24 protein-coding genes are annotated in these 25364 nt (G+C 72.4%); 9 read left to right on the forward strand and 15 right to left on the reverse strand.

Annotated features, from left to right (window positions below):
• Position 1: 1 nt before the first annotated feature.
• Genes H4696_RS12910 through H4696_RS12930 form a run of 5 tightly spaced genes read right to left on the reverse strand, consistent with a single transcriptional unit; the run spans position 2 to position 6517 of the window.
• Positions 2 to 1258, reverse strand: coding sequence for a glycoside hydrolase family 125 protein (locus tag H4696_RS12910; RefSeq protein WP_249027040.1), 1257 nt, complete (start codon positions 1256 to 1258; stop codon positions 2 to 4).
• Positions 1246 to 3420 (reverse strand): glycoside hydrolase family 3 protein, encoded by a 2175-nt coding sequence (locus H4696_RS12915; protein ID WP_086861467.1) that lies wholly within the window; start codon positions 3418 to 3420, stop codon positions 1246 to 1248. Before H4696_RS12915 ends, H4696_RS12910 begins: the two co-directional genes overlap by 13 nt.
• Positions 3417 to 4268, reverse strand: coding sequence for a carbohydrate ABC transporter permease (locus H4696_RS12920; RefSeq protein WP_086861468.1), 852 nt, complete (start codon positions 4266 to 4268; stop codon positions 3417 to 3419). Before H4696_RS12920 ends, H4696_RS12915 begins: the two co-directional genes overlap by 4 nt.
• A 15-nt stretch (positions 4269 to 4283) precedes the next feature.
• A complete protein-coding gene (locus H4696_RS12925; protein ID WP_192782275.1) occupies positions 4284 to 5219 on the reverse strand; it encodes an ABC transporter permease subunit in 936 nt (311 codons plus the stop codon).
• A 14-nt stretch (positions 5220 to 5233) separates the two neighbouring features.
• A complete protein-coding gene (locus tag H4696_RS12930) occupies positions 5234 to 6517 on the reverse strand; it encodes an extracellular solute-binding protein (protein WP_192782276.1) in 1284 nt (427 codons plus the stop codon).
• A 109-nt stretch (positions 6518 to 6626) separates the two neighbouring features.
• Between H4696_RS12930 and H4696_RS12935 the strand changes: the two genes are divergently transcribed.
• From H4696_RS12935 to H4696_RS12945, 3 genes are all read left to right on the forward strand, one after another.
• Positions 6627 to 7655 carry a LacI family DNA-binding transcriptional regulator gene (locus H4696_RS12935; RefSeq protein WP_086865137.1) on the forward strand — a complete coding sequence of 343 codons (1029 nt, stop codon included), beginning with the start codon at positions 6627 to 6629 and terminating at the stop codon, positions 7653 to 7655.
• The gene (locus H4696_RS12940) at positions 7652 to 8896 is read left to right on the forward strand and encodes a glycoside hydrolase 5 family protein (RefSeq protein ID WP_211299837.1); all 1245 of its coding nucleotides are present in this window, start codon (positions 7652 to 7654) and stop codon (positions 8894 to 8896) included. The genes H4696_RS12935 and H4696_RS12940 overlap by 4 nt, the downstream gene beginning before the upstream one ends.
• A gap of 144 nt (positions 8897 to 9040) precedes the next feature.
• A complete protein-coding gene (locus tag H4696_RS12945; RefSeq protein WP_086865139.1) occupies positions 9041 to 9805 on the forward strand; it encodes a DUF1206 domain-containing protein in 765 nt (254 codons plus the stop codon).
• A gap of 7 nt (positions 9806 to 9812) precedes the next feature.
• Here the strand turns inward: H4696_RS12945 and H4696_RS12950 are convergent, their stop codons facing one another.
• The gene (locus tag H4696_RS12950; protein ID WP_086865140.1) at positions 9813 to 10823 is read right to left on the reverse strand and encodes a hypothetical protein; all 1011 of its coding nucleotides are present in this window, start codon (positions 10821 to 10823) and stop codon (positions 9813 to 9815) included.
• Between the two features lie 131 nt (positions 10824 to 10954).
• Between H4696_RS12950 and H4696_RS12955 the strand changes: the two genes are divergently transcribed.
• Positions 10955 to 11914, forward strand: coding sequence for a helix-turn-helix domain-containing protein (locus tag H4696_RS12955; RefSeq protein WP_086865141.1), 960 nt, complete (start codon positions 10955 to 10957; stop codon positions 11912 to 11914).
• Between the two features lie 120 nt (positions 11915 to 12034).
• On the opposite strand, the gene H4696_RS12960 is transcribed toward H4696_RS12955, so the two are convergent.
• Positions 12035 to 12763, reverse strand: a complete 729-nt coding sequence (locus tag H4696_RS12960) for a D-Ala-D-Ala carboxypeptidase family metallohydrolase (RefSeq protein WP_086865142.1) — start codon at positions 12761 to 12763, stop codon at positions 12035 to 12037.
• 35 nt (positions 12764 to 12798) lie between these two features.
• Positions 12799 to 14118, reverse strand: coding sequence for a GH25 family lysozyme (locus H4696_RS12965; protein WP_225955672.1), 1320 nt, complete (start codon positions 14116 to 14118; stop codon positions 12799 to 12801).
• 1001 nt (positions 14119 to 15119) lie between these two features.
• Between H4696_RS12965 and H4696_RS12970 the strand changes: the two genes are divergently transcribed.
• Both H4696_RS12970 and H4696_RS12975 read left to right on the forward strand, forming a co-directional pair.
• On the forward strand, positions 15120 to 15416 hold the full coding sequence (locus H4696_RS12970) for a hypothetical protein (RefSeq protein ID WP_086862094.1): 297 nt from the start codon (positions 15120 to 15122) through the stop codon (positions 15414 to 15416).
• A complete protein-coding gene (locus H4696_RS12975) occupies positions 15403 to 16443 on the forward strand; it encodes a ketoacyl-ACP synthase III family protein (RefSeq protein WP_086862093.1) in 1041 nt (346 codons plus the stop codon). Before H4696_RS12970 ends, H4696_RS12975 begins: the two co-directional genes overlap by 14 nt.
• A gap of 39 nt (positions 16444 to 16482) precedes the next feature.
• On the opposite strand, the gene H4696_RS12980 is transcribed toward H4696_RS12975, so the two are convergent.
• The 3 genes from H4696_RS12980 to H4696_RS12990 form a co-directional block, all read right to left on the reverse strand.
• On the reverse strand, positions 16483 to 17010 hold the full coding sequence (locus H4696_RS12980; protein ID WP_143265187.1) for a hypothetical protein: 528 nt from the start codon (positions 17008 to 17010) through the stop codon (positions 16483 to 16485).
• A gap of 101 nt (positions 17011 to 17111) precedes the next feature.
• Positions 17112 to 18311 carry an FAD-dependent monooxygenase gene (locus H4696_RS12985; protein ID WP_192782277.1) on the reverse strand — a complete coding sequence of 400 codons (1200 nt, stop codon included), beginning with the start codon at positions 18309 to 18311 and terminating at the stop codon, positions 17112 to 17114.
• A 48-nt stretch (positions 18312 to 18359) separates the two neighbouring features.
• A complete protein-coding gene (locus tag H4696_RS12990) occupies positions 18360 to 18899 on the reverse strand; it encodes a helix-turn-helix domain-containing protein (protein ID WP_086862090.1) in 540 nt (179 codons plus the stop codon).
• Between the two features lie 58 nt (positions 18900 to 18957).
• On the opposite strand from H4696_RS12990, the gene H4696_RS12995 reads away from it, so the two are divergent.
• Positions 18958 to 20253 carry an alpha/beta hydrolase family protein gene (locus tag H4696_RS12995; RefSeq protein WP_086862089.1) on the forward strand — a complete coding sequence of 432 codons (1296 nt, stop codon included), beginning with the start codon at positions 18958 to 18960 and terminating at the stop codon, positions 20251 to 20253.
• Here the strand turns inward: H4696_RS12995 and H4696_RS13000 are convergent.
• Positions 20250 to 21254, reverse strand: a complete 1005-nt coding sequence (locus H4696_RS13000; protein WP_086862088.1) for an SDR family oxidoreductase — start codon at positions 21252 to 21254, stop codon at positions 20250 to 20252. The genes H4696_RS12995 and H4696_RS13000 overlap by 4 nt on opposite strands.
• Positions 21255 to 21266: 12 nt before the next feature.
• On the reverse strand, positions 21267 to 21713 hold the full coding sequence (locus H4696_RS13005; protein WP_086862087.1) for a MerR family transcriptional regulator: 447 nt from the start codon (positions 21711 to 21713) through the stop codon (positions 21267 to 21269).
• Positions 21714 to 21895: 182 nt separating this feature from the next.
• Between H4696_RS13005 and H4696_RS13010 the strand changes: the two genes are divergently transcribed.
• Both H4696_RS13010 and H4696_RS13015 read left to right on the forward strand, forming a co-directional pair.
• Entirely contained in the window at positions 21896 to 22111 is a 216-nt protein-coding gene (locus H4696_RS13010; protein ID WP_086862086.1) for a hypothetical protein, read from the forward strand.
• Positions 22112 to 22247: 136 nt separating this feature from the next.
• A complete protein-coding gene (locus H4696_RS13015) occupies positions 22248 to 23489 on the forward strand; it encodes a PHB depolymerase family esterase (protein ID WP_086862085.1) in 1242 nt (413 codons plus the stop codon).
• Here H4696_RS13015 and H4696_RS13020 read toward each other — a convergent pair.
• Positions 23476 to 24105, reverse strand: a complete 630-nt coding sequence (locus H4696_RS13020; protein WP_086862084.1) for a response regulator — start codon at positions 24103 to 24105, stop codon at positions 23476 to 23478. The two genes, H4696_RS13015 and H4696_RS13020, sit on opposite strands and share 14 nt — an antisense overlap.
• On the reverse strand, positions 24102 to 25301 hold the full coding sequence (locus tag H4696_RS13025) for a histidine kinase (protein ID WP_192782278.1): 1200 nt from the start codon (positions 25299 to 25301) through the stop codon (positions 24102 to 24104). Before H4696_RS13025 ends, H4696_RS13020 begins: the two co-directional genes overlap by 4 nt.
• Between the last annotated feature and the right edge of the window lie 63 nt (positions 25302 to 25364).

Consider the following 25364-nt stretch of genomic DNA (forward strand, 5'->3'; position numbering starts at 1 on the left):
CTCACCCGGGTCCGGCGTCGTCGGCGACCGCTAGCGCGAGCTCGCAGAACATCGAGTCCGCCCAGGAGAACCAGGGTCGTGAGAACGACGCCGGATCCGAGGCGTCGAAGCTTTCGTGGATGTGCCCGGTCCCCGCGTCCGTGCCGGCGAGGAGGTTCAGCAGCCGCCGCCGGTCGGCCGGGGTGCCGGTCAGGCCCTCGACGGCGAGCGCGATCGGCCACACGCGGCCGGGTTTCGTGTGCGGGCTGCCGATCCCGCTCGCCACCCGGCCGCGGAAGTAGTACGGGTTGCCGTCGCTCAGCACGAACTCGCGGGTCGCCCGCCACACCCGCGCGTCGACGACGTCGGGGGCGACGAGCGGCAGCGAAAGCAGCGACGGCGTGTTGGCGTCGTCCATGCGGAGCACGCCGCCGAGGCCATCGACCTCGTAGGCGTAGCTGCCGTCGACGATGCCGTGCGCCTCGACGCCGTCGACGAGTTCGCGGGACAGCGTGCGGGCGCCGGCGGCGAGCGCGGGATCCCGCAAGACCTCGTCGGTGATTTCGGCGATCGCCCGCAACGCCTGCGCGGCGAACAGGTTGGCTGGGATGTTGTAGCCGTACGTGCAGGCGTCGTCCGAGGGCCGGAACCCGCTCCACGTCATGCCGGTGACGCCGACCGGCGTGCCGCGGCCGCCGCGCGCGAGGGTCTCGGTCGGTTTCGCGCCCGGCCGCTCGAAGCGGTACGGGGACTCGTCGTGCCGTTGCTCCAGGCGCAGCTGCGCGACGATCGTGCGCAGCACGCGGTGGGCGCGGGCGTCGAACACCTCGGCCGAACCGGTGGCCCGCCACAGCGCGTGCGCCAGCGTGACCGGGTAGGCGAGGCTGTCGACCTCGTACTTCTGCTCCCAGACGTGCGGGTCGTCGCACACGTCGCCGGGTTCGTAGCGGGCACCGGTCGGGCCGTCGTTGAACGCGTTGGCGTAGGAATCGTGGTCCAGGCAGGCGAACTGGCGGCGCACGACCGCGGTGACGAGGCCGGCGAGCGGCGGGCAGTCGCCGAGGAAACGCAGGTACGGCGTCAGCTGGGTGGTGGAGTCACGCAGCCACATGGCCGGGATGTCGCCGGTGATGACGAACGCGCTGCCGTCCGCGCCGATCGTGATGGTGTCGCGCAGGGTGCGCAGCAGCGCGGCTTCGACCAGGTCACCGATCCGCTCCCCCGCCGTCGCGCGCACGCGCGCCGCGGCGGCCGCGATCGTCCCGGCTATCGTTGCCACGGCGTCGATCCGTCCTCGCCGGTGACCCGCACCCGCACGGGCTCGCCGGTGCTCCAGACGTCGACATCGACCGGCACGGCGATCGGCTGCCCGGTCGCCCACGAGCCCAGTTCGTCGAGGCCCAGCTCGAACTCGACCGGCGAACTCGTCACCCGCCGCACGGCCAAGAGGCTCCGGCGGCGCGGCCGCACGCCGAGTTCGTGACGGCGGCCGTAGAGCGGCACGACGACGGAAGCACCGGGGTCGGCGAAGTCCACCGTGACCGTCAGCGTGCTCCCGTTGTTCAGCGCGGCCGCCGAAATGGTGTACGAACCCTCGCGTACCCGGGCCGGCGGTGTCGCGCCGCTGCCGAAGGGAATCCCCACCGGGTGCCGGTGTTCGAGGTAGCCACGCGCGGTCTCCAAGCGCTCGTCGTGCGCGACCGGGAAAACCCCGTCGGCCACGGGAAAAGACGCGGGCAGCAGACCCGAGGCCGTGCCCTCGAACAACGCGCTCGCGATCGCGGAACCGCCGCTCGGGCCGGGAAACGGCACGACGAACAGCGCGTCCGCGAGCCTGGCCAGCTCGGTGAGGGCCCGCGGCCGCCCGTCGATGACGACCGCGACGACCGGCTTGCCGCTCGCCCGGGCCCGCCGCGCGAGTTCGAGCTGTGGCTCGGGCAGGGCGATCGACGCGAGGTCGACGCCTTCGCCGTTGGTCGTGTCGGCGGCCGGACCTTCGACGGCGCCGTTGGCGGCGAACTCGTCCTCATAGCTTCGGCGGCTGGTGCCGCCGAGCACGAGCACGCAGACGTCGGCGCGTGCCACGACTTCGTCGACGGCTGCAAGCGCTTCCCCGCCCAGCGCCGTGCGCACCCGGGAGCCGGGGGTGTAGACCACGCGAGCGCCGAGCGCCGAGCGCACGGTCGACGCGGCGGGGTCGTCGGCAGGCCGCGGCGGGGTGTAGTCGCCCAGCTGCGCGTCGAGGTCGTCGGCGTTGGGGCCGACGAGCACAATCGTGGCGGCGGGATCGAGCGGCAGCACGCCGTGGTCGTGCACGAGCACCACGGCCTGCCGGGCGGCCCGGTCCACGAGCGTGGCGACGTCCCGGGCGGGCGGCGGAACCACCGGCTCGCCGAACAGCCCGACCCGGCGCTTGAGCGCGAGCACCCGGTCGACGGCGCGGTCGAGGTGCCGCTCCTCGACGAGCCCGCGGTCCAAGGCCTGCTCGAGGTGCGTGAAAGCCTCGTCCCACAGGCTCAGGTCGACGCCCGCGCGCAGGGCCAGCGCGGCCGCGGCGGCGGGGTCGGGCGCGCTGTCGCGGAGGCGGTCGATCGCGGTGCCGTCGGCCATGACGACGCCGTCCCAGCCCCACTCCTCGCGGAGCTTTCCCGTCAGCAGCGCCCGGTTCGCGCTGCACGGCACGCCGTCTACGTCGTTATACGCGGCCATGAACCCGGCTACGCCGAGGCGGGCGGCGGCGAAAGCGGGCCGGAGGTGGATCTCGCCGAGTTCGCGGGAGCCGATCGGCGCGCCCGAGCCGTTGCGGCCGCCGATCCCCGCGCCCTGGGCCGCGAAGTGCTTGGCGACGACGGCGACGTGCCCCGCGCCGATCGGCTCCGTTCCGGTCGAGCCGCCCTGCATCCCGCGCACGGTCGCGGCCACGAGGAGCGCGGCGAGCACGGGATCTTCGCTGAAGCATTCCTCGGCGCGGCCCCATCGCGGGTCGCGCAGCACGTCGAGACCCGACACGAGCGCGACGTGCGTTCCCCGGGCCCGTGCCTCGGCGGCGACCGCGGCCGCGAGCTGCTCGGTGAGGTCCGCGTCCATCCCCGCGCCGAGCGCGAGGTTGACCGGCAGCGTCGTCCCGCCGAGTGCCTGGAGGCCGTGCGGGGCCTCTTCGACGAACAGCACGGGGATGCCGTCGCCGTTGCGCGTGACGTAGTCCTGCACGGCCGCGTACGCTTCCGCGCTGCGCTCGGGCGGGATCCCGTTGTGCCAGTGGACGGCCGACCACGGATCGGCGCGCAGCACCCCGTAGATCGCGCCGATGCCGCCGAAGCGGTCGACTTCGCGCCGGAGGACGTCGGTGACGCGCGGGGCGCCGTCGATCCAGCGCAGCGCCTCCCAGCCCTTGAGGCGCTGGTTGACCTGGCCGATCCGGCCGCGTAGCGAGAGCTTCATCCTTTGAGCGCCCCGGAAACCAGCGCGCGCTGCATCTGCCGCTGCAGGACCGTGTAGACGAGGTACACCGGCAGCAGCGTGAACAGCGTGCCCGCCATGAGGACGCCGTAGTCGGTGCCCGCGTCGACCTTGAGGGTCGGCAGGGCGACCTGGATCGTGCGCTGCGCGGTGTCCGGCCCGGTGAGGATGAGCGGGTACAGGTAGGCGTTCCAGAACGACAGGAAGTTCAGCAGCAGCACGGTCGCGATGCCGGGCACGCAGATCGGCAGGTAGACCTGCCGCAGCACCTGCAGCGTCGAAGCGCCGTCCATCGACGCCGCTTCTTCCAGCTCACGCGGGATCGTGCGCATGAACGACGTCAGGATCACGATCGACAGCGGCAGCGCCGTGGCCGGCAGCAGGAAGACGACGAACGTGCGGCTGTGGAAGAGCCCGAGCGACGCCGCGAGCAGGAAGGTCGGGAACAGCGCCGCGAACGACGGGATGAGGAAGCCGAGTGCGAAGACGTTCTCGACGAGCTTGCCGAGCCGTCCGGTCGACCGCGCGAGGGCGAACGACGCGGGCAGCGCGAGCACCAGCGTCAGGACGAGCGCGCCCACGGTCGTCAGGACCGAGTTCGCGACCGCGAGGACGAGGTCGGCCTGGCCGATCGCGGTGGCGAAGTTCCCGAAGTCCCACGTCCCCGGCAGCGCCAGCGGTGACTCGAAGATCTCGTCGTTGGACTTGAACGACGAGACGATGAAGTAGTAGAAGGGCACGATCAGCAGGGCGGCGTAGATCCAGGCCAGCGTGCCGCTGGTGATCGAGCCGACGCGGTCGCGCAGCGGGCGGAGGGCGGTCCGGGCCATGGTGGGCTCCTTCGGTCAGTGGGTCGCGCGGAGCACCCGGCGGATCGCACCCATGCCCAGCAGGCCGAGTACGAACAGGACGATGCCCACCGCCTGGCTGTAGCCGAGGTCGGTTTCGACGAACGCCTTGCGGTAGACCAGGTAGGACAGCGTTGTCGTCGCCGTGCCGGGGCCGCCCTGGGTCAGCAGCAGCACGGTCTGGGCCGAGTTGAACAGCATCGACAGGAACTGCAGCATCGTCACCACGCCGATGAAGTCGCGGGCGATCGGCCAGTACATCCCCCACGCGATGCGCCAGTCCCCCGCGCCGTCGATGCGCGCGGCCTGCACGATTTCGGTGTCGACGCTGTCGAGGCGCGAGGCGATGAGCACCGCCGAGTAGCCGATCCCGCTCCAGAGCTCGACGGCGATGAGCGCGCCGAGCGCCGTCGAGGGGTCGGCGAGCCAGGCGTTGCCGTCGAGCCCGAGCGAGCGCAGCACGCCGTTGAGCAGGCCGTCGGGGTTCAGCATCGCGTAGAAGACCATCGCGGTCGCCGGCGCGGAGATGAGCGCGGGGATGAAGAGCAGGTAGCGCAACACCTTGTGGCCACGCGGTTTCTGCACGACGTAGAACGCGAGCAGGAACGCCAGCAGCACCATGACCGGCAGGCCGACGACGATCTGGAGCGCCGAGTTCCCGGCGGCCGCCCAGAAGACGTCGTCGGCGAAGACGCGCTTGAAGTTGGCCAGGCCCGCGAACCCGGGCTTGACGAGCATGCCGGGCCAGGACAGGAAGCCGATGACGAGCATCGCCACGACCGGGCCGATCATGAAGACCGCGTACCAGATCAGGGCGGGCAGGGCGAGCCCGGGAAAGCGCTCTCGCAACGACGGCCGGGGACCGCGGCCGGGCGGGGTGGGTGGTTCCGGGGTGGTGGTGGCGCCGGCGGCCACGTCGGTCAGTGCGGTCACGGGTGGGTCCCTCCTCAGGCCGTGGCGTAGGCCTTTTCGAAGACGTCGATGATGCGTTCGGCGGAGAGCGGGCCGTAGGCCGCCGCGGTGGCCTGGATCAGGGGCTCGAACGCGGACTGGGGAATGACCAGGTCGGGCAGCATGACCGGCGAGACCTGCTCGGCGGTGAGCCGCGAAGCCTGCGCGACGAGCGGGAAGTTCTTGCTGAGCGTGCCGGTGATCCGGCTCATGTCCCGGCCGGAGCCGAGGATCAGCGCGTCGGTGACCTCGTCGGTGTAGAGGTACTGGACGAACGGCTTGATGAGGTCTAGCTTCTTCGCGCCGTTCTCGCTGATCCAGATGCCGTGGCCGTTGAAGCTGCGGATCACGCTCGGGTGCGCCAGCACGCCCCCGTGGGACGGCTTGGGCCAGCCGCCGACCGTCACCTCCTTGGCGCGCTCGGCGGACACCTTGGCCAGTGCCGAGGACATCGCCGGGACGATCGCGGCCTTGCCGGTGTTGAACTGCGTCAGCTCGGAGTCGGAGGTGTAGCCCTGGACGTCGTCGATGAAGACGCCCGCGTCCCGCAGTTCGACGAAGTGCCGCACGCCGGCGATCGCGCCGGGGCTGTCGGAGAGCTTGCCGCTCTTGAAGACCTTTTTCGCCTCCTCCGCGGTGAGGAAGCCCTGGACGATCTGCAGGAACAGCTTCTGGCCGCTCCAGTCGGCCCCGCCGACGGTCACCGGGCCGATCCCCTTGGCGCGCAACGCGTCGGCGGCGGCGATCAGCTCGTCCGACGTCGTCGGGATGCCGACGCCGGCGCGTTCGAGGAGCCTCGTGTTGAACGAGACCGGCCAGTTGGTGCGGGTGAAGGGGAAGGCGCGCAGGCGGCCGTTTTCGTCGGTCCACTCCGCGACGGCGTCCGGGATGATCTTGTCGCGCAGCCCCCATTCGTCGAGCAGGTTCGTGACCGGGATCGTGGCGCCGAGCCCGGTCCAGGAGAGCGTGCGGCCCTGCAGGTTGACCAGCGCGACGTCGGCTTCCTCGCCGGCGAGTGAGCTGGTCTCGAACACGATGGGCAGGTCGGAGCCGTTCTTCAGCAGCGCCACCGGCCGGCCGGTCCGCCGTTCGTAGGCGGCGACGGCGTCGGCGAACACCTGGGCGCCGGCGACCGCGCCGCTGAGCTGGGTGTGCACCGAGAGGGCACCGGGCTTGCCCGAGGCGGGCATCAGCGCCCCGCACCCCGCGAGCAGCGGCGCGGCGAGGCCACCCCCGATCGCGGCGCGCAACGCGGTGCGCCTGCTGACGGCGTGGGACACGTGTCCTCCTCGGGGAGCCGAGCCCGCTTTGTAAAGCGGTACACATCAAGTGGCGAGCAAGGTATACCGCTTTACATCGAGCGGTCAATTCCCTAATCTCGGCGGTGCCATGACTGAACCTGCCAAGCGCGTGACGATCGCCGCCGTCGCCCGGCTCGCCGGCGTTTCGCCGTCCGCGGTGTCGCACGTCTTCAACGGGCGGCCGAACGTCTCCGCAGCCACCGCTACCCGGATCCGCGCCGCCGCCGACGAGCTCAACTGGCGCCCGAACTTCGCCAGCCGCAAGGTGTCCGGCCAGGGCGGCCGCAGCCTTGGGCTCGTCATCGCGAGGTCTCGGGACACGTTCAACCGCGATCCCTTCTTCATGCGGCTGGTCGCCGGGCTGACCGGGCCGCTGGCCGAGCTCGGCTGGTCGCTGGCGCTGACCCTCGTGCAGGCCGACGAGGAGGAACAGGTCTACCGGCAGTGGTGGGGCGAGCAGCGCGTCGACGCGTTCCTGCTCGTCGACGTGCGCGACGACGACCCGCGGCTGGCGCTGGTCGAGCAGCTCGGCGCGCCGGCCGCCCTGCTCGGCGCCCCCGTCCCCGGCCCGGTCACCGCGGTCACCGTCCGCGACGGCACGGCCTTCGCCGAGGCGATCGAGCACCTGACCGCGCTGGGCCACCGCCGCGTCACGCGGGTCACCGACGCCCCCGGCCTCGCCCACACCCGGGCCCGAGACAAGCGGTTCCGCGCCGCCGCACGGGAACGCGGCGTCGAAGCCGGCCTGGCCGCGTGGGCCCCGGACGCCGAAGACCCCGTCGCCGACCTGCTCGGCCGGTTGAAGGGCGCGACGGCGATCATCGTCGACAGCGAGACGATCGCCGCCGAGATCGTCGCCCACGCGCCCGAAGTCGGCGTGCGGGTGCCCGAGCAGCTGTCGGTGATCGCGTGGGAAGACTCCTGGGTGTCGTCGATCGTGCGCCCGCGCCTCACCGCTTTCGACGCGCCCGTCGAGGAAAGCGCCCGGACCGCCGTCGCCCTGCTGGAACGGCTCGTCCGCGGCGAAGACGTCGCACCCCGGACCGTCAGCGGCCGCCGCCTGATCGTGCGCGAATCCACGGCGGCCGCTCCGAACAACCCCGAAGGAAGCTCTTGAGCACGAGGTTTGGCGTCAACTACACCCCGTCGCGGGACTGGATGTTCCAGTGGCTGGCGATCGACCCCGGCGTGGTGCGCGCGGACTTCGCGGCGATCGCGGCGCTCGGCGCCGACCACGTCCGCGTCTTCCCGCTCTGGCCGGTGCTGCAACCGAACCGCACCCTGATCCGGCAGCGGGCCCTCGACGACATCGCACTGGTGGCCGACATCGCCGCCGAGTCCGGGCTCGACATCGCGGTCGACGTCATCCAGGGCCACATGTCCGGCTTCGACTTCGTGCCGGCCTGGCTGGTGAACTGGCACGACGGCAACATGTTCACCGACCCGCGCGCGATCGAAGCCCAGGCCGCGCTCGTCGCCGCCGTCTACGACGCGGTCCGCGACCGGCCGAACTTCCTGGGGCTGACGCTGGGCAACGAGCTCAACCAGTTCCAGCTCCCCAACCCCGCGGCGATGCCGGCCACTCCGGAGCAAGTGGAGCACTGGCTGCGCGCCCTGCTGGAAGCGCCTCGCGACCGCGACCCCCGCCACGTCGTCACCCACAGCGAAAACGACCACCTCTGGTACCGCGACGAGCACCCGTTCCTGCCCGCGCACGCCGCCCGGCTCGGCGACCTGACGACCGTGCACTCGTGGATCTTCAACGGCACCGCCGCGCGCTACGGGGCGCTGTCACCGCAGTCGGTGCGGCACGCGGAGTGGCTGATCGAGCTGGCGAAGGCGTTCGCGACGGACCCGGCGCGGCCGGTGTGGCTGCAGGAAGTCGGCGCGCCGTCGATGAACCTCGCCGAAGCGGAGATGCCCGAGTTCTGCACCCGCACGATCGAGGCCGCACTCACGACGACCGATCTCTTCGCGGTCACCTGGTGGTGCTCGCACGACGTTTCCCGGTCGCTCGCGGACTACAAGGACCTCGAGTATTCGCTCGGCCTCCTCGACACCGAGAACCGCGTGAAGCCGCTCGGCCGCCGCTTCGCCGAGCTGATCGCGGAGTCCCGTCGCCATTCGCCTCAGCCGCGGACGGTCGGCGTGGTCGTCGACGTCGATGCTGATGACCGGCCGCTTTCGCGAGCCGCCCTCGGCCCGGGCGGCGCGGTTTTCGAGCGCTGGCACGAATTGCGTGAGCGGGGTGTCGACGTCACGGTCGTCATGAGCACGACGGCCGGGTCGCCCGCGGCGCTGGCGGCCCGGGGTATCCGGGAGCTCGATCGCGAGGCGGCGCCGGCCCGGCGGAACTGACGGCGCCCGGCTGCCGGCAGGTCCGGCTCGCCAAAGGTCTTGAATGAGTCATTCAGGACCTCCGAAGACCTGAATGACTCATTCAAGACGTCAGCCGCCCGGGATCCCTGGTCAAGCCCGCCGGGATGGAGCAGGATTCCCGGCGTGCCCGACATCAGAGGATTCAGCCTGTTCGCCCGGATCGGCCTGGTTTGCTACGCCTTCGTGCACCTGGTCGTCGCGTGGCTGGCGGCCCAGGTGGCGCTCGGCGACAACGAGAAGGCCGACAAGGCAGGCGCGCTGCAGATCGTGGCCGCGGGCGGCGGGGCGTGGCTGCTCTGGCTGATTGCCGTCGGCACCGGGCTGCTGGCGCTGTGGCAGCTCGTCGAAGCGCTCGCCGGCCACCGCGGCGCCGCCCCGCGCCGGCGCTGGGTGCGGCGCGCGACCAGCGGCCTCGAGGTCGTCCTGTACGCCCTCGTCGCCTACAGTGCGGGCAAGATCGCGACCGGCGGTTCCGGCAAGGCGGGCTCGATCGTGGCCGCGGCACTGGCCCAGCCGTGGGGCGCCGCGGCGGTGATCACGGCCGGCGGCGCCGTGATCGCGGCCGCCGCGTTCCTCGCCTACCGCGGGATCCGCAAGAAGTTCGTCCACGACCTCGACTTCGACGGCGCGTCCCCGGCCCTGCGCCGCTCGGCGATCCGGCTCGGCCAGGTCGGCTGGTGCGCGATGGCCCTCGCCTACGGCACCGTGGGCGCGATGTTCGTCGTCGCCGCCGTCGAGTACGACCCCGCCAAGGCCGGCGGCCTGGACCCCGCGCTCAAGACGCTCGCGGTGCAGCCGTACGGGCAGGCGATGCTGCTGGCGCTGGCCGCGGGGATCGCGGTCTTCGGGGTGTTCGGACTGGTCGAGAGCCGGTACCGCAAGATCTGACGCGGCATCAGGGCCGGTCGGCGATCCGGGCGCAGGCGGTCCGGTCGAAGGGAAGTCCGGCCTTGCGGAAGACCAGAAGCGAGTTGCCGATCCGGCTGTCCCACAGCCGGGCGTTGGCGACCGCCGCCGCGAGGACGTCCCGTTGCGTCGCCGACAATCCGGCCTGTTCGTCGTACGGGGTGCTGAAAGCAGCCAGCAGCAACGGACCCCAGGTGGTGTCGAACCCGGTCCAGTCCGCGTGCCGGACGATCGTCCCGGCCGGTGCCGCGATGAGCGCGAAGTCGTCGACCCGGGCGAGGACGACGGCGATGAGTTCGCTGAGCGTGTAGGGCGCGGCATCGGCGACGCCGTGGTCCGCCGCGTCGGCCAAGGCGGCGATGAGGACGCTCGTGGCCGTGGCATCGGCCGCGGCGCGCGGGGCCAGTGCGGCGCACACGCGCACGTCGTGGTCGGGATCCGCGAGGTACGGCTCGGTGTCGGCGCCGAGCTCGCCGAGTTGCCGCACCCACTGGGCCCGGTCTTCCGACGGATCGTCCGCCCAGCGGCGGAGGCGGGCGGCGAGAGCGGCCCGCCGATCGGCCGGCGCGGGTGTCTTGACACAGGACACCGCCGCCAGAACGGCCCATCTCCGCAACGCCGGATCAGCGTCGTCAAGGAAACCGGCCACCACGGGATAAGACTCCGTGATCGCCTGCCGCAACGGCCCGACAAGGCCCTCGAAATGCGTCGACCCGGCTGATCGCACGGTTGCTTCGGCGACCCAGCCGATGAACTCGACGAGCGCGACGCGCACCCTCGGGGAAACGCGGCCTTCGGCGAGCAGCCGGGCGACGACCCGGGTGGCGGGCGCGGTGGCGGACTCGGGAAACCCTTGGTGGAGCACGGCGGCATCCAGGTGGTCGAGCGCCGCGTTCTGCGCGTCGACGTCCGCGGAGGTGAGCGCGGCCAGGTGCCCGGGAGTGTCGGTGGCGGGGCCGTAAGCGTGGGTGAGCGATCCCCAGTCGATCTCGTCCGGCACCCGCCCATGCTTCCACACAGCCGGGCGTAACCGGCCGTGTGGAGCAATCCGTCGGTTTTCGCCCGGCATCCCGCGGGACGGTGTTAACTTCCGTCCGTCATCCGCGGCCCGAGCGAGGTGTTCCCGTCACCGTGACCCCGCACATGGACAAGTTCGCCGCCCACCTGCGCATGTTGAAAGACCGCAGCGGGCAGGGCTACGAACGGCTCGGCCGGCAGGCCGGGGTCAGCGGCTCCAGCCTGCACCGGTACTGCTCGGGCAAGAGCTTCCCCGCCGACTACCGCGTGGTCCACTCCTTCGCCAAGGTCTGCGGCGCGTCCACGGAAGAACTGCGCGAACTGCACCAGCTGTGGGCGCTGGCCGACACCGGCCGCGCCGACGAGCCGCCGCCGGAACCGGCCGAAGTTCCGCCGCGGCCACGAAGACGCGCGTACGTGGCGGTGGCCATCGCGATCGCGGCCCTGCTGGCGGGCGGCCTCGCCTGGGCCACCGCCGGTGGGACCGCGTCCGGCCCCGCGGCCCCCGGCCGGTACGCGGACCGGGTGCTGTTCTCCACGGGCTGCCAGCCGCCGGTCAGCATGGGCCAGCACGACGAGTGCGTCACCGAGGTGCAGAACCTGCTCGTCGCGGCCCAGGGGCGGCTTTCGGTCGACGGCTCGTTCGGCCCGGAGACGCTGCGCCGCGTCACCGCGTTCCAGGTGCTGGCCGGGCTGCCCGCGCGCGGCGTCGTCGACGAGGCCACCAAGAACGCGTTGTACGACCACCGGACCAGCATGGCGGGCTGGTCGGCGGCCATGGTGGAGCAGCGGATCCGGGCCGTCTTCACCGAAGCGCCGGACACCGCGGTCGCGATCGCCCGCTGCGCCTCGTTCCTCGACCCGCTGTGGGTGCTGCCGAACACCAACGGCAGCCGCAACTGGGGCGTCTTCCAGATCTCCGACGGCCGCCTGCTGGAGCTGGGTGGCACGCCGCGCCAGGCGTTCGACCCGGTCTGGAACATCGACGCGGCGCACCGCCTCTGGAGCGCGCGCCACGACTTCCACGACTGGCCGGCCTGCTCGGCGGCCCTCCAGCCGCCGCAGCCGCACTAGAGCGGACAGGGCGAAGCCCGCGTCCTCCGCGAGGGGCGGCCCGGCGAGCGGGCCCGGAGGGCGCGGGCTTCGCGGCACACTGACGCCGGAACCCCCAGGTTCCCGGCGGCAGCCTTCGGGTCAGACCGTCCCGTTCTCCCACCACCACGCGCGGCCGAGGTCGGCCCGGCTGTCCACGTGCTGGTGATCGGTGTTGTACGTCTCGAGGCCGGAGAACCCGCTGGTTTCGGCCTTCTGGTAGACGGTCTTGTTCGACACACCCGGCACGTTCAGGTCGGCCGCCGTGCCGTAGAGGTGCATGCTGTCGCTGGCGCCGCCGATGTCCGCGTTGTGCGCGATGCTGCGGAACCCGGAGTTCACCGTGATCGGCTTGTTCCCGAGCTTCTTGCGCACCGCCTCCAGCTTGTACATGCAGCGGCGGGCGTTCTCCTTGGCGGTGGCCGCGCTGACCTTGCCGCCGTTGAAGGTGCCGCTCACCCGGTCGGTGAACTCGCTGAAGTCGAAGTGCGCGGTCGAGCCGTCGCTCTGTTCCAGCGCGTTGAGCGCGGCCTGGGTGGCCGGGCCGACCTGGCCGTCCGCGCTCAAGCCGTACGCCGCCTGGAACCGGCGGACCGCGGCCGCCGTGCCGGGGCCGAACTCGCCGTCGATCGAAACCCGGCTGTGGCTGGGCGAATCGGCCGCCCAGCCGGCGACCCGGATCTGCAGTTCGGCGACGTCGGCGCCCGTATTGCCTTGCACGAGAGTGCGGGACCAGGAGTACGCCTGTGCGGTACCGGGCAGCAGCAGCGGGCTGACCGCCGCGGCCGCACCGAGCACCACCGCGCCGCGCAGCACCGTGCGGCGGCTCATGGGGAGCGTCATTCTTTTCCTTTCCTAGCGGGGATTCAGCGGTTGGCAAGCTGGTCGAGGTCGGCCTGGGTGCCGTTGAAGACGTCCCCGGTCGCCGGCGCAGGGATGCCGTCGGGGATGGCCGCGTCGGTGTACTGCCACATCAGCCAGGTCTTCGAGCCGGCGGGCAGCGCCGGCTGCGTCACGGACTGGCGGTAGTCGGCGAGCTGCATCGGGTACGCCGAAAGCGCCGTGGTGCCACCCAAACAGGCGTCCAGGAACGACTTCTGGGTGTAGATGATCGGGGTCCGGCCGAACGCCGCCTGCACCTTGTCCAGCCACGCCTTGGCGTCGGCGACCGTGACGTACGGCGGGCAGCCGCCGGAACCGTCGTCCTTCCACTCCAGGTCGAACACCGGCGGGAGGTCGCCAGCCCGCTTGCCGGTGTACCCGGTGGCCTTCACCGCGGCGATGAACCGGTCGGCCTGCGCGCCGCCGGTGCCGGCCGCCGTGCCCGTGTAGAAGTGGTACGGCCCCACGGCCAGCCCGGCGTTGCGCGCGGCGGGCAGGTCCGTGGCCAGGTACTCGTCAGTGACGTTCAGGCCGCGGGTCGCCTTGACGGTCGCGAACTCCACCCCGGACGCTTTGACCGCGCCCCAGTTGATGGGCGCGCCGCCGGGGTGCTGGTACTTCGCGGTGTCGACGCCGTCGATCGGGTGCCCGGCGGGCTTCGGCGGCGTGCAGTAGGTGTTGCGGCTGGACCAGTCGGTCACTTTTGCCCAGGTGGTCGGCCCGGCGACGCCGTCGGCACTGGCGTTGACGCAGTGCTGGAACTGGATCACCCGGTTCCGGGTGCCATCACCGAACTGGCCGTCGACCGTCAGCGGCGGGTAGTGCCCCGGTTCCATGGCGAGGTTCAGCCGGCACTGGAGTTCCTTGACGTCGGTGCCGGTGGCGCCGCTCTGCAGGGTCGGCCGCGCGGTGGAATGACCGCACACCACGCTCTGCGCGGTGTCCGACGTGCCCTGGGTGGCGCACTTGCGCGGCCGTGCGGCCCACGAGTTCAGCGCGGCCCAGGTGTTCGGCCCGATCTGGCCGTCCACGCTCAGCGCGGCGCACTTCTGGAAGACGCGCACGCGGGCATCGGTGGCCGGCCCGAAGGAGCCGTCCGCCCCGATCGGCGTGTAGCGGCTCGCCTTGGTCGCGAGGTTCAGTTCGCACTGCGCCTCCGCGACCGAGGTGCCGGTCGCCCCTTGTTTCAGCGTGGGCTGGGCCGTCGTGTGCCCGCACACGGCAACGGGTTCGGCCGCGACCGCGGTTGCGGCCGCGGCGGGGAACACCAGCAGCACCGCGACGGCCAGAGCGAGTCTTTGCATGGCTCGCAGGCTGGCAGTGATCGGCTTGCCGGTCCCCGGTTGGCGGGCGACTCGGGATGCCGGGACGGTCCCACCCCGGTGGACCTGCGGGAATGGCGGGGCGGTGGGACGCCGCTGGGACGTGGTGGCCACGCTGGGGTGGTGGAGTCTTGCGTCGGGTGGACCTTTCGCGGCGGCCAGCCCCAGTCGAGATGTTCGCCTAGCGCACCGGGTTGCGCGAATCGGCGACCTCGCCGGGCGTGCGCTGCCCGGCCGCGATGTTCTTCCCGGCGCCGTCACCGAAACTCCCCAGGGCTCGGGCAAAGTCAAGCCGGCAGCCACATCGGTCACCGCCCGCACGTCATGAACGACCCGTTCACCTCGCCAGACGTCAGGGCCCCGACAAAGTCGCGTCGGTGCAGTTCGCAGCGTTGCACCAGCGTCTTGAATGACTCATTCAGGACCTCCGAAGACCTGAATGACTCATTCAAGACGTGGGGCCAGCGGGTCACCGACGGCAGAGTGGCCCGGCCGCGTGACTTTGCCGCAACCCCGGCCGTGATGTCGTGAACGACTCGTTCATGTCGTCGGGTGAGGTGAACGACCCGTTCATGACGTCCCGCGCGCCGGGCAGACCAGGCACGACTTTGCCGGGGCCCTGCCGGTACCCCGGCGGCGGAAATCCGCGCCGCCGGACCCGCGCGGGCGCGCCCGGAGTCCCGCGTCCGCTGGACCTTCCGCGGCGGCCACAGCGTCGACGACAACCCGTCACCACTACAAAGAGTGACCAACACCCGAAGGATCCTCATGATCACCGCGCACGAAAACCAAGCAGTTTTCGGAAAATCCGCTCCTCTACCAGTCCACGCGATCACTCTGTGTATCAGGGGGTCACTGAGCGCTCGTGATCATCACGCTAAGTTTCCCCCTGTTCGCCGGGGCCCGACGACGCGTCCCCGCCCATCCTCCGCCGGCGCGTGCCCCGTGGCGCGCGCTCGTTCGCCGTGCCGAAAGGAAGTTGCTTGACCGCCACGACGTTGACACAGGTGCTTCGCGAGACCCACACCGTCGCCGGGCCCACCCGGCTGATCGTGCGGTGGGACCGTGAAACCGGCTGGGCGCACCTGGCCATCGCCGTTCCGGGTGCCGGTCCGGCCTGTTTCGCGGGTTTCCACCGGTTCGCCGGGGGAAGCGCCGGAGCCGTCGCCGCCGAGCTCGCGGCCGCCGGGTGTGTGTCCGCTCCCCCGCTCCACCTCGACGACACCTTGTCGGAGATCGAAGCCGTGCTGCCGGAGGTGACCGTCGATGCGCGTGGATGACCTGTACCTCAACGGGATCGGCACCGACGTCGGCGCGCTGAGCCCGGTCGCCGCCTCGCTGGCGGCCGGGGAGTTCACCGCCGACGACGCCGGGCGGACCGGCCAGCTCTCCACCGCCGTCGCCGGGCTGCCCGGCCCCGAGCTGGCGGTGCGCGCGGGGCGGAAAGCCCTGCGTGAGGCGGAAAGCACGGGTGGCGAGCCGGTGTGGCCGACGTTGTGCCTGCACGCCGGGATCTACCACTCCGGCATCGATTTCTGGCACGCCGCGTCCTACGTGCGCGACCAGCTCGGCGTCGGCGCCGGGCCCGGCCTCACGCTCGAGCTCGGCGCGATGAGCAACAGCCTGGTCGCCGGCCTGGACGTCGCGGCGAGCGTGCTGCGCGGCCGTCCGGACCACGACGCCGCGCTCATCACCGCGGGCGACCGGTTCGGCGCGCCCGGCTTCCCGCACTGGACCACCGACACCGGCATCGTCTACGGCGACGCCGGCAGCGCGGTCGTGCTGTCCCGGCGGCCGGGCCTGGCGCGGATCCGCGCGATCGCCTCCTACACCGACCCGTCACTGGAAGGCCTGCAGCGCGGCAACGAACCGTTCCGCACGGCCAGCATCGCCGCGCACCGGTCACTCGACATCCGCGCCCGCAAGCGCCAGTGGCTCGGCCGCCACGGCGGCCCGGCGCTCGTCGACAGCCGCAACGCCGACGGCGTCACGACGGTGGTGAAGACCGCGCTGGCCGACGCGGGTGTCGACCTGCCCGACATCGCCCGGATCTGCGCCCCGCACTACGGCCGCCGCCTGGTGCACACGCAGATCCTGCGCCCGCTGGGCATTCCCGAGCACCGCACGATGACCGAACTCGGACTGCGAGTCGGTCACCTGGGCGCCAGCGACCAGATCGTGGCGCTCGACCACCTGCTCCGCACCGGCGAAGCGGGCCCGGGCGACCACGTGCTGCTGCTGGGTATCGGCGTCGGCATGACGTGGACGGCGGTGGTCCTGCAGCTCGGCCCGGTCGCCGCGCGGTGACCACCCTGCCCGGCGAGTACGGCTCGCCGGGCAGGGGGCTCAGCTGACGAGCTGCCAGAGGAAGCTCGCGTTGTTCACCGGCGCGGAAACCTTCTTCGTCCAGAGGTACTTCGTCGTGCAGGGCGGGACGATGTGGTACTTCCGCACGGTGAACGTGCGGGCCTCCTTGTACTGCTGCAACCGCATCACCTTGCCGGCGGGCACGGTCGCCGCGTAGGACCACGAGTCGGACTTCGAATAGCTCGCGCCCACGCTCACCGCGAGGGAAACGCTGGCCTTGGCGAAGATCACGCCCGCTTCCGCGCTGGTCGTCCCCGTGATCGACGCGTTCACCGTCGACGTCGCCGTCCGGTTGTAGGTGATCGTGCCCGGCCCGCGCAGGTAGTCGCTGCGGAGGTTCGTCGCGAGCCACGAACGCGAAGGGCTGGAGAACGTGTAGTCGGGCGGATCCCGCACCTCGGGGCACGGGTACAGCGCGAGGGCCTGCGCGCCCGCACCCGTCACGGCGGGCACGACGGCAGGCGCGCAGGTCAGCAGGACCACTGCGGCGATGGAACGCAAACGCATACCGGTCTCCCCTGGTTGATCTTGGGAACAACCCTAAGCGCAGCGAATCGGCGAAGCGCGGGAAGTAACCTCTTCGGGCGACCCGCGCCGAGGCCGGCGGCCTACCGCGTGGCCGCCGCGGGGATCGACGGGCCGGCATCCGGCACTCCCGCGTAGTCGGGCAGTTCGACGCCGTTGAGCGCGCGCTGGACCAGATCAGTGAGCCACTCCATGTCCGGCTCCCCGGCCGGCTCGGCGCCACTGCGCATCTCCGCGTGCAGCCGGCCCATCTCCTGGTTGGCCTCGACGAACGAGCGCATCCGCTCCTCGTAGCGGGCGAACGCGGTCGCGGGGTCCCAGCCGGCCGCGGCCAGCTCGCCGGCCAGCAGGTAGGCCCCGATCAGCGCCAGCCCGGTGCCCTGGCCGGACAGCGGCGACGAGCTGAACGCCGCGTCGCCGATCAGCCCCACCCGGCCGCTGGACCAGCTGTCCATCACCACCTGGGCGACCTGGTCGAGGTAGAAGTCCGGGGTGTCGTCGAGGTGCGCGAGGATGCGCGGGGTCAGCCAGCCGAAATCGCCCATCCGCTCGCGCAGCAGGCTTTTCTGGGCCTCGACGTCGCGGTGGTCGACGTCGAAGTCGGGTGCGGTGAAGGAGAACATCGCCATCGCACGGGTGGCGTCGCCGATCGGGCGCAGCATGGCGGAGCGCCCGGGCTCCTGGTAGTCCAGCAGCCAGCGGTCCAGCCCGAACTCGTTGGGCACGCTGTAGAACGCCAGCACGTGCCCGAGGTGGCGGACGAACCGCTCGTGCGGCCCGAACACCATCGCCCGCAGCGCCGAGTGCAGCCCGTCGGCCCCGATCACCAGGTCGAAACGCCGCCGGCCGCCGCCCGCGAAGGTCACGTCGACGCCGTCCGCGTCCTGGGTCAGCTCGGCGATCCGGTCGCCGAAGAGGTACTCGACGCCGTCGCGCGTGTCGTCGTACAGCACCTGGGACAGGTCACCGCGCAGGATCTCGATCTCCGAGATGTAGCCGTCGCCGCCGTCGTCCTCCGCGCTGAAGGTCTCCAGCACGTTCCCGTCCGCGTCCACCGTGTACGCGCCGGCGGTTTCGGTGCGGGCCGCGCGCACCGCGTCGTCCAGCCCCATCAGCCGGATGACCTCCCTGGTCACCCCGCGCGCGTCGACCGCCTGCCCGCCGGGCCGCAACCCGGGCGCCCGCTCCACCACGGTGACCTCGGCCCCGCGCCGGCACAGCCAGTGGGCCAGCGCGGGCCCCGCGATGCTGGCGCCGGCGATCAAAACTCTCGTACCGCTCACGGTTCCCCCTACCGGTTCCGATCAGTGCCGGGATCCTACAGCGGCACCTCAGTCGGCAGTGGGTTGTTCGCTGGGAAACAGGATCGGGCTGAGCAGGTAGCGGGTGCGGCCGGGGGCGGGCGGATTGGCCAGCCGGGGCAGGATCGCGGCGCGCAGTTCGTCGTTCATGGCGATCAGTTCTTCGCGGTTCAGCCAGATCGCGTGCTGCCGGTAGCCGACGGGATCGGTGGCGGGGTCGGCGTTCTCGCGGTCCAGGTAGGCGTTGAACTCGGCGACGAGCGCCGCGACCGCCACCGCGAACCCGCGCCGGTGGTCCTCGGGGGACAGTCCCGCGGCCGTGTCCGGATCGATCGACGCCCGTTCCGGCCGCAGCTCGTAGTGGCGCTCGACCGCGCCGCGCACGCGCCGTTCTTCGGCCACGCGCAGGATCCCGCCCGAGGCGAGCAGGTCGACGTGCCGGTAGACCATCGCTTTCGAGACGTCCGGCAGCAACGCGCAGAGCTGGGCGGTGGTGTGCGTCCGCCCGCCGCGCATCGCGTGCACGATCCGCAGCCGTACCGGGTGCGCCAGCAGTTCCAAGGTGTCCACTACCCAACGATCTCACACGGTGATACCGTTCGCAAAAAGCGAGAAAGGTGGGGGGACGATGACGGAACGGGGGCCCGCGGCAGTCGCCGCGGCGGTGGTGGACCTGGCGGCCGAGCGGCGGTTCGCCGACGTCGAGGAGCTGTTCGCGCCGAGGCTGCGGGCGGTGGCGTCGGCCGAGACGCTGCGGGTCGGCTGGGAGGGCGAGATCGCCCGGATCGGGCCGGTCTCGGCGATCGGCGGGCCGGTGAGCGGGCCGGCCGGGGCGGGGCTCGTCCGGGTGCGCGTTCCGGTGACCTGCGAACGCGGCGGGCTGACCGTGGTCATGTCGGTCGACGACGCCGGCCTGCTGCACGGCCTGCGGCTCGCCCCGCCGTCGAGCACCTCCTGGGAGCCACCGGATTACGCGACCCCCGGCCGGTTCACCGAGCGGGACATCACCGTCGGCGAAGGCCCGCTCGCGGTGCCCGGCACGCTGACCGTCCCCACCGGGCGCGGCCCGTGGCCCGGCTTGGTGCTGCTCAGCTCCGGCCCGTTCGACCGCGACCTGACGACCGGCCCGAACAAACCGTTCAAGGACCTGGCGTGGGGCCTGGCGAGCCGCGGTGTCGCGGTCGTCCGCTTCGACAAGGTCACTCACACGCATCCCCACGTCGGCGCCGAACCCGGGTTCACGATGGCCGAGGAGTACGTGCCGCACGCGCTTTCCGCCGTCCGCCTGCTCCAGCGGCAGCGGACCGTCGACGCCGAGCGGGTGTTCGTCGCCGGGCACAGCGGCGGCGGCAAGGCGGCACCGCGGGTCGCGGCCGCGGACGCGTCCATCGCCGGGCTGGTGAGCCTCGCCGGGGACACCCTGCCGTTGAGCCGGACGGCCGTCCGGGTGGTCAAGTACCTGGCGGAGCTGGATCCCGGCCCGGCCACGACGGCGGCCGTCGAGGCCGTCACCCGGCAGGCCGCGCTCGTCGAGAGCCCCGGCCTGTCCCCCGCGATCCCCGCGTCGGACCTGCTCTTCAACTGGCCGGCGTCGTACTGGCTGGACCTGCGCGACTACGACCCGGTCGCGACCGCGGCCGGGCTGGACCGGCCGATGCTCATCCTGCAGGGCGGCCGCGACTACCAGGTGACCGCGGACGGCGACCTCGCGGGCTGGCGGGCGGGCCTGGCAGACCGGCCCGGCGTCACGATCCGCGTGCACGACGCCGACGACCACATGTTCTTCCGCGGCGAAGGACCCTCCACGCCCGCCGCGTACGAGTCGCCGCAGCACGTCGACCCGGCCGTGGTCGCCGACATCGCCGAGTGGCTGGCTGCTCGGCGGCGGAAGGTCCCCCGGCGCTGGTTCCGCCGCGAGCGTTAGCCGAGCCGGGCCGCCAGGAGACTGCGGGCGGTGTCGGCGATGGTCTCTTCCACCGGGCGGGTCCGCCAGCCGAGTACGCTGCGCGCCTTGTCCGTGCGGATGACCGGGACGCGGCCGAGCCGGGCGAGCGCGTCCCGCATCGCCGGGTCGGTCTCGGCGGCGGCCCGCACCTGTTCGGCTGTCAGCTCGCCGGTGGGGAGGCCGGCCCCGCCGACGGTCTCCGCGAGGATCCGGGCCATCCCGAGGAAGCTGATCGACTTCCCGGCCGCGGCCAGGAACCGCTCCCCCGCGGCCCGCGGGTGGGTCATCGCCCGGACGTGCAGCTCGGCGACGTCCCGGACGTCGACGACGCCGAAGTACAGCGGCGGCACGACCGGCATCGCCCCGTCGAGCATCGCCCGCACCAGCGCGACCGACGACGACAGGCGGCCGCCGAGGACCGGGCCGAAGATGCCGGCCGGGTTGATCACCGCCAGCTCCGGGCCGCCCGCCGACCGCACCTGCGCCCACGCGGCGCGCTCGGCGATGACCTTCGACCGGACGTAGGCGCTGTTGGGATCGGCCGGGTCGGTCCAGTCGGCCTCGGTGTACTCCGCCCGCGGCGTGGCGCCGTAGCCGACCGCGGCGAAGGACGACGTCAGCACGACCCGCCGGACCCCGGCCTCCCGGGCGGCCGCCAGCACCCGGACCGCGCCGTCGCGAGCCGGGCGGATCACCTCGTCGTCGGTTCCGGGCGAGCCGGGCGGGAACGGCGAGGCGACGTGGAGCACCCCGTCCACGCCCTCGGCCGCTTCGGCCCAGCCGGCGTCCGCGCCGAGGTCCGCGGCCACCACCTCCAGGTCACCGGGCCCCACGGCGGCCCGCACCTCGGCCGCGCGCCCGAGGTCGCGCACGGTGGTGCGGACGCGGTGCCCGCCGGCCAGCAGGCGCGCGACGGTGTGCCCGCCCAGGTAGCCGGTGCCCCCGGTGACCAGGACCACCGATCGCTTGTCGTCGTTCATGTTTCCGTCCTCTCAGAACCGCTCGATCAGCGCCAGGAGCTCCGGGACGAGCCGCTTCGCCGTGTCGGCGTCACCCCGGTCGCGGGCGTCCCACAGCCGTGCCTTCAGCCGCAGGTACGCCAGCCGCGACCGCAACCGCTCGATCTCGGCTTCGAGCCGATCGGCGTGGTGGTCGAACAATTCACGCTGCTCGGCGGCGGCCTCGTCCCCGCGTGCCAGGAGAGCGAGGTAGCGACGCAGGTCCTCGACCCGCAGCCCGGCCGAACGCAGGCACCCGAGCGAATCGAGGACCTCCAGGGTCTCGGCGTCGTACCGCCGGTGCCCGCTGCTCGGGTCCCGCGGCACCGGGCCGATCAGCCCGATCTGCTCGTAGTAGCGCAGCGTCGGCTCGCTCAGCCCGCTGCGCCGCGACGCCTCGAGGATCGTCAGCCACACCTGCTCGCCCGCAACTCCTGCCATGGGAGACAGCATGCCGAACTTCAAGCACTTGAAGTCAACCGCACGGAACCGGTGTCGCCGACCACATCCGCCACGCGGAAATTGATCCAGATCGCCCCGCGGGCACCGAATGCGCGAATTCTTCGAATTCACCCGCTGCCGACGAAGAATCGGACTACCGTATCCGGCGGAGGGGAGCCGCCATGGCGCGAGTCACCGCGAACGACAATCACGAACCACGGCGGAGATTCGCGCGGATCCGGCATTTCCTGCGTCGCCGGGGCCGCCCGCTGACCGGGCTCGAGGCGTTCAACCTCATCGAACTCAAGCGGGGCGCCGATCCGATGCGCTGGCATTCCCGCCACGGCGTCTGGCCGCCGGACCGGGAATCGTCCGGGAAACCGAGCCGCCGGCCGTAGCGCGCGGTCTGTCCACTGTGGTCGGTCGCCCGGCCCGCCCGGGTAGCGACCGGAAACAGCCGACATCCGGGTGCTGGCGGCCGCCGGGGATCTACGTGACGATGGGAAGCGCTTGCATCCGGACAGAGGAGTTCGCATGGTCGAAGCGTTCAGCCGTCGCACCGTCCTGATCACCGGCACCGGGATCACCGCCGGGCTCGCGTTGCCCGGCCTCGCCCACGCCTCCCCGGGCGGCCGCGTCGGGTTCACCCTCGACGCCGAGACACTCGACGGCGGCGAGCAGGTCACCTCGCTCACCCTCGGCACCGCCCGGCTCGGCCCGATCGACCCGGCGAGCCTCACCACCGCCACGTTCGGCGTGCACGTCAAGGCCACCAGCCCGATCGACACCGGTGGCCAGGACATCGGCTACGAACTCGACCGCCCGGTGACGGCGGCGCGGCTCGAGCGCGGGAACATCGTGCTGGACCTCAGCCACGGCGAAGGCCAGACCGGCGGCGGCACCCTCGGGTACATCAACAGCAAGGCCCGCAACGTCCGCTTGGACCTGGTCTACACCATCACCCAGAACGCCCCCGTCACGCGGCACAGCCGTCCGGTCACCCTGACCGGGTTCACCCAGGGCCGCCTGGTCAACCCCGAAGTCGACGCCTTCACCCACCACGTCTCGCGGTCCGGCATGAAGTACCGGCTGTATTCCCCGCCGCCGCGGCGTGGCCGGCGGCCCTTGATCGTCTGGCTCCACGGCGGCGGAGAAGGCGCTTCCCTGCCCGACGGCTACTACGACAACGAGACCACGCTGCGCGCCAACCGCGGCGCCCTCGGCTTCACCACCCGCGAAGCACAGGCGATCTTCGAAAGCGCTTACGTCGTCGCCCCGCAATGCACGGCCGCCTGGATGGACAACGGGCCCCGCTTCGCCCCGCTCATCCACGAAATCGTCCGGGACGTCCTCCGCACGCACCCGGTCAACTCCGCCCGCGTCCACGTCACCGGCTGCAGCAACGGCGGCTACATGACCATGAAGATGACCACCGTCTATCCCACCGCCTTCGCTTCGTCGGTGCCGATCTGCGGCGTCGTCGCCGGCCGGAAAGCGGGTGACCCGCCGCTGATCCCCGACCCCGAACTGGCCGCGATCGCCACCCCCACCTGGCTGATCGCCTCCCGTGACGACGACACCGTCGACCCGCTGGCCAACTCCGTCCACGCGCACGACCTCATCCCCCGCGCCGAACTCACGCTGTACGACCACGTCGTGCGCGACGGCCACCAGTTCCCCGGCCACTGGTCGTGGATCTACGCCGCCCGCAACGACCCCAGCGTCCACGGCACGCACCTGTGGCAGTGGATGGCGCGGCAGGTCAGCGGCGGATGAGGCCGAGGTCCGTCGCGGCGGCGACCGCGGCGGTGCGCGAGTCGACGCCGAGCTTGGTGTAGCAGCGCGCCAGGTGGGACTTCACCGTGCCTTCGGTGAGGTGCAGCCGCTCCCCGATGGCCCGGTTCGACAGCCCGTCGGCGACCAGGGTGAGCACCTCGATCTCCCGCCGGGTCACCGCGACGCCGGGCCGGCGCATCCGGTCCAGGAGCCGGTCGGCGACGGCGGGCGCCAGTGCGGTGCGCCCGGCCGCGGCGGTGCGCACCGCCGCGGCCAGGTCTTCGGGCAGGGCGTCCTTGAGCAGGTACCCGGTGGCGCCGGCCTGGACGGCGGGCAGGATGTCGGCGTCGGTGTCGTAGGTGGTGACGATCAGCACGCGGGGTGCCCCGGGCCGGGCGGTGATCGCCGCGGTCGCTTCGGCTCCGGTCATCCCGGTGCCGAAGCGCAGGTCCATCAGGACGACGTCGATGTCGCCGGCGGCGGCCCGGGCCACGGCGGCTTCGGCGGTCGCGGCCTCGGCGACCACCGCGAGACCGGGTTCGGTCTCCAGCACCGCGCGCAGTCCCGCCCGCACCACGGGGTGGTCGTCGGCCAGCAGCAAGCGGATCTCGGTCACGGGCGCACCTCCGGCAGGGGAAGCCGGGCCGTCAGCGCGGTGCCGCCGCCGGGCGCCGACTCGACGGCGAAGGTGCCACCCAGCGCCCGGGTGCGAGCGCGCATGGCGGCCAGCCCGAAGCCGCCCTCGCCGGGGTCGGGCACCGGCAGCCGGCCGGTGTCGAAACCGCTGCCGTCGTCGGTGACGTCGAGGGTGACCTCGTCGGCGAGATAGCCCAAGGTGACTTCGGCGGTGGCGGCGCCGGCGTGCCGGACGGTGTTGGCGAGCGCCGCCTGGGCGATGCGCAGCAGCGCGACCTCGTGGGCGGTCGGCAGCGGCGCCGGGTCGCCGGTCAGGTGGAAGCGCGCGGTGATCGGGTGCCGCGTGCTGGTCGTGGCGCACAGGCGTTCCAGCGCGCCGGCGAGCGTGGTGCCGTCGAGCGACGGCGGGGTGAGGGCGGCGACGAAGCGGCGGGCCTCGGCGAGGTTGTCCGCGGCGGCCTGACGGGCCTGCTCGACGTAGCGGGCGGCGTTCCCCGCGGGTTCGGGCAGGGAGCGCCCGGCGGCGCGCAGCAGCAGCTGGATGCTGGACAGGCCCTGGGCGAGGGTGTCGTGGATCTCGTGGGCCAGGCGTTCCCGTTCGGCCAGCACCCCGGCGGTGTGCTGGGCCTCGGCCAGGTCGGCACGGGCCGCGGTGAGCTCCTCGATCAGGTGCCGACGGTGTTCGCTTTCCCGGTACAGCGCTTGGTAGCCCCACACCACGGCGACCGCGACGGCCGCACCGAGCGCCGGGCCGATCGCGGCGGCCGGGGTGAAGGCGCCCTGGTGCCCGGCGAAGGCGGTGATCGCGGCCAGCGCCGTGGCGAGCACCGCGAGCAGGCCTGCCCGGCGGGACAGCAGGTGGAGCTGGAGGAAGTACAGCGGGAAGGCGACCCACACCCCGTCGGCGGTCAGGACGACCAGTGCCAGCCACCCGGCGCCGACGACGCCCAGCCACGCGGCGGCGGCCCGCCGGGACACGCGGACACGCGGGAGGAGCGGCCCGGCCGCGTACACCAGCGCGCAGGCCACCGCGACCGCGACGACCGCACCGGCCCGCGGCTGTCCCCCGGTAACGGCCCGCACCGCCGCCAGGCCGAGCAGGGCGACGAGCAGCAGGTGCAGGCACCAGGTCAGCACCCGGCTGGTCGGGGTCAGTGCAGGAGCGGCGGCGTTCACAGTGCGTCCAGGCTACGGAGCCGCGGCGCGAACCACCTCTATCGAAAGAGGGAACCGCGGCGC

The sequence above is a fragment of the Amycolatopsis lexingtonensis genome, from assembly GCF_014873755.1.
GTDB lineage: Bacteria > Actinomycetota > Actinomycetes > Mycobacteriales > Pseudonocardiaceae > Amycolatopsis > Amycolatopsis lexingtonensis.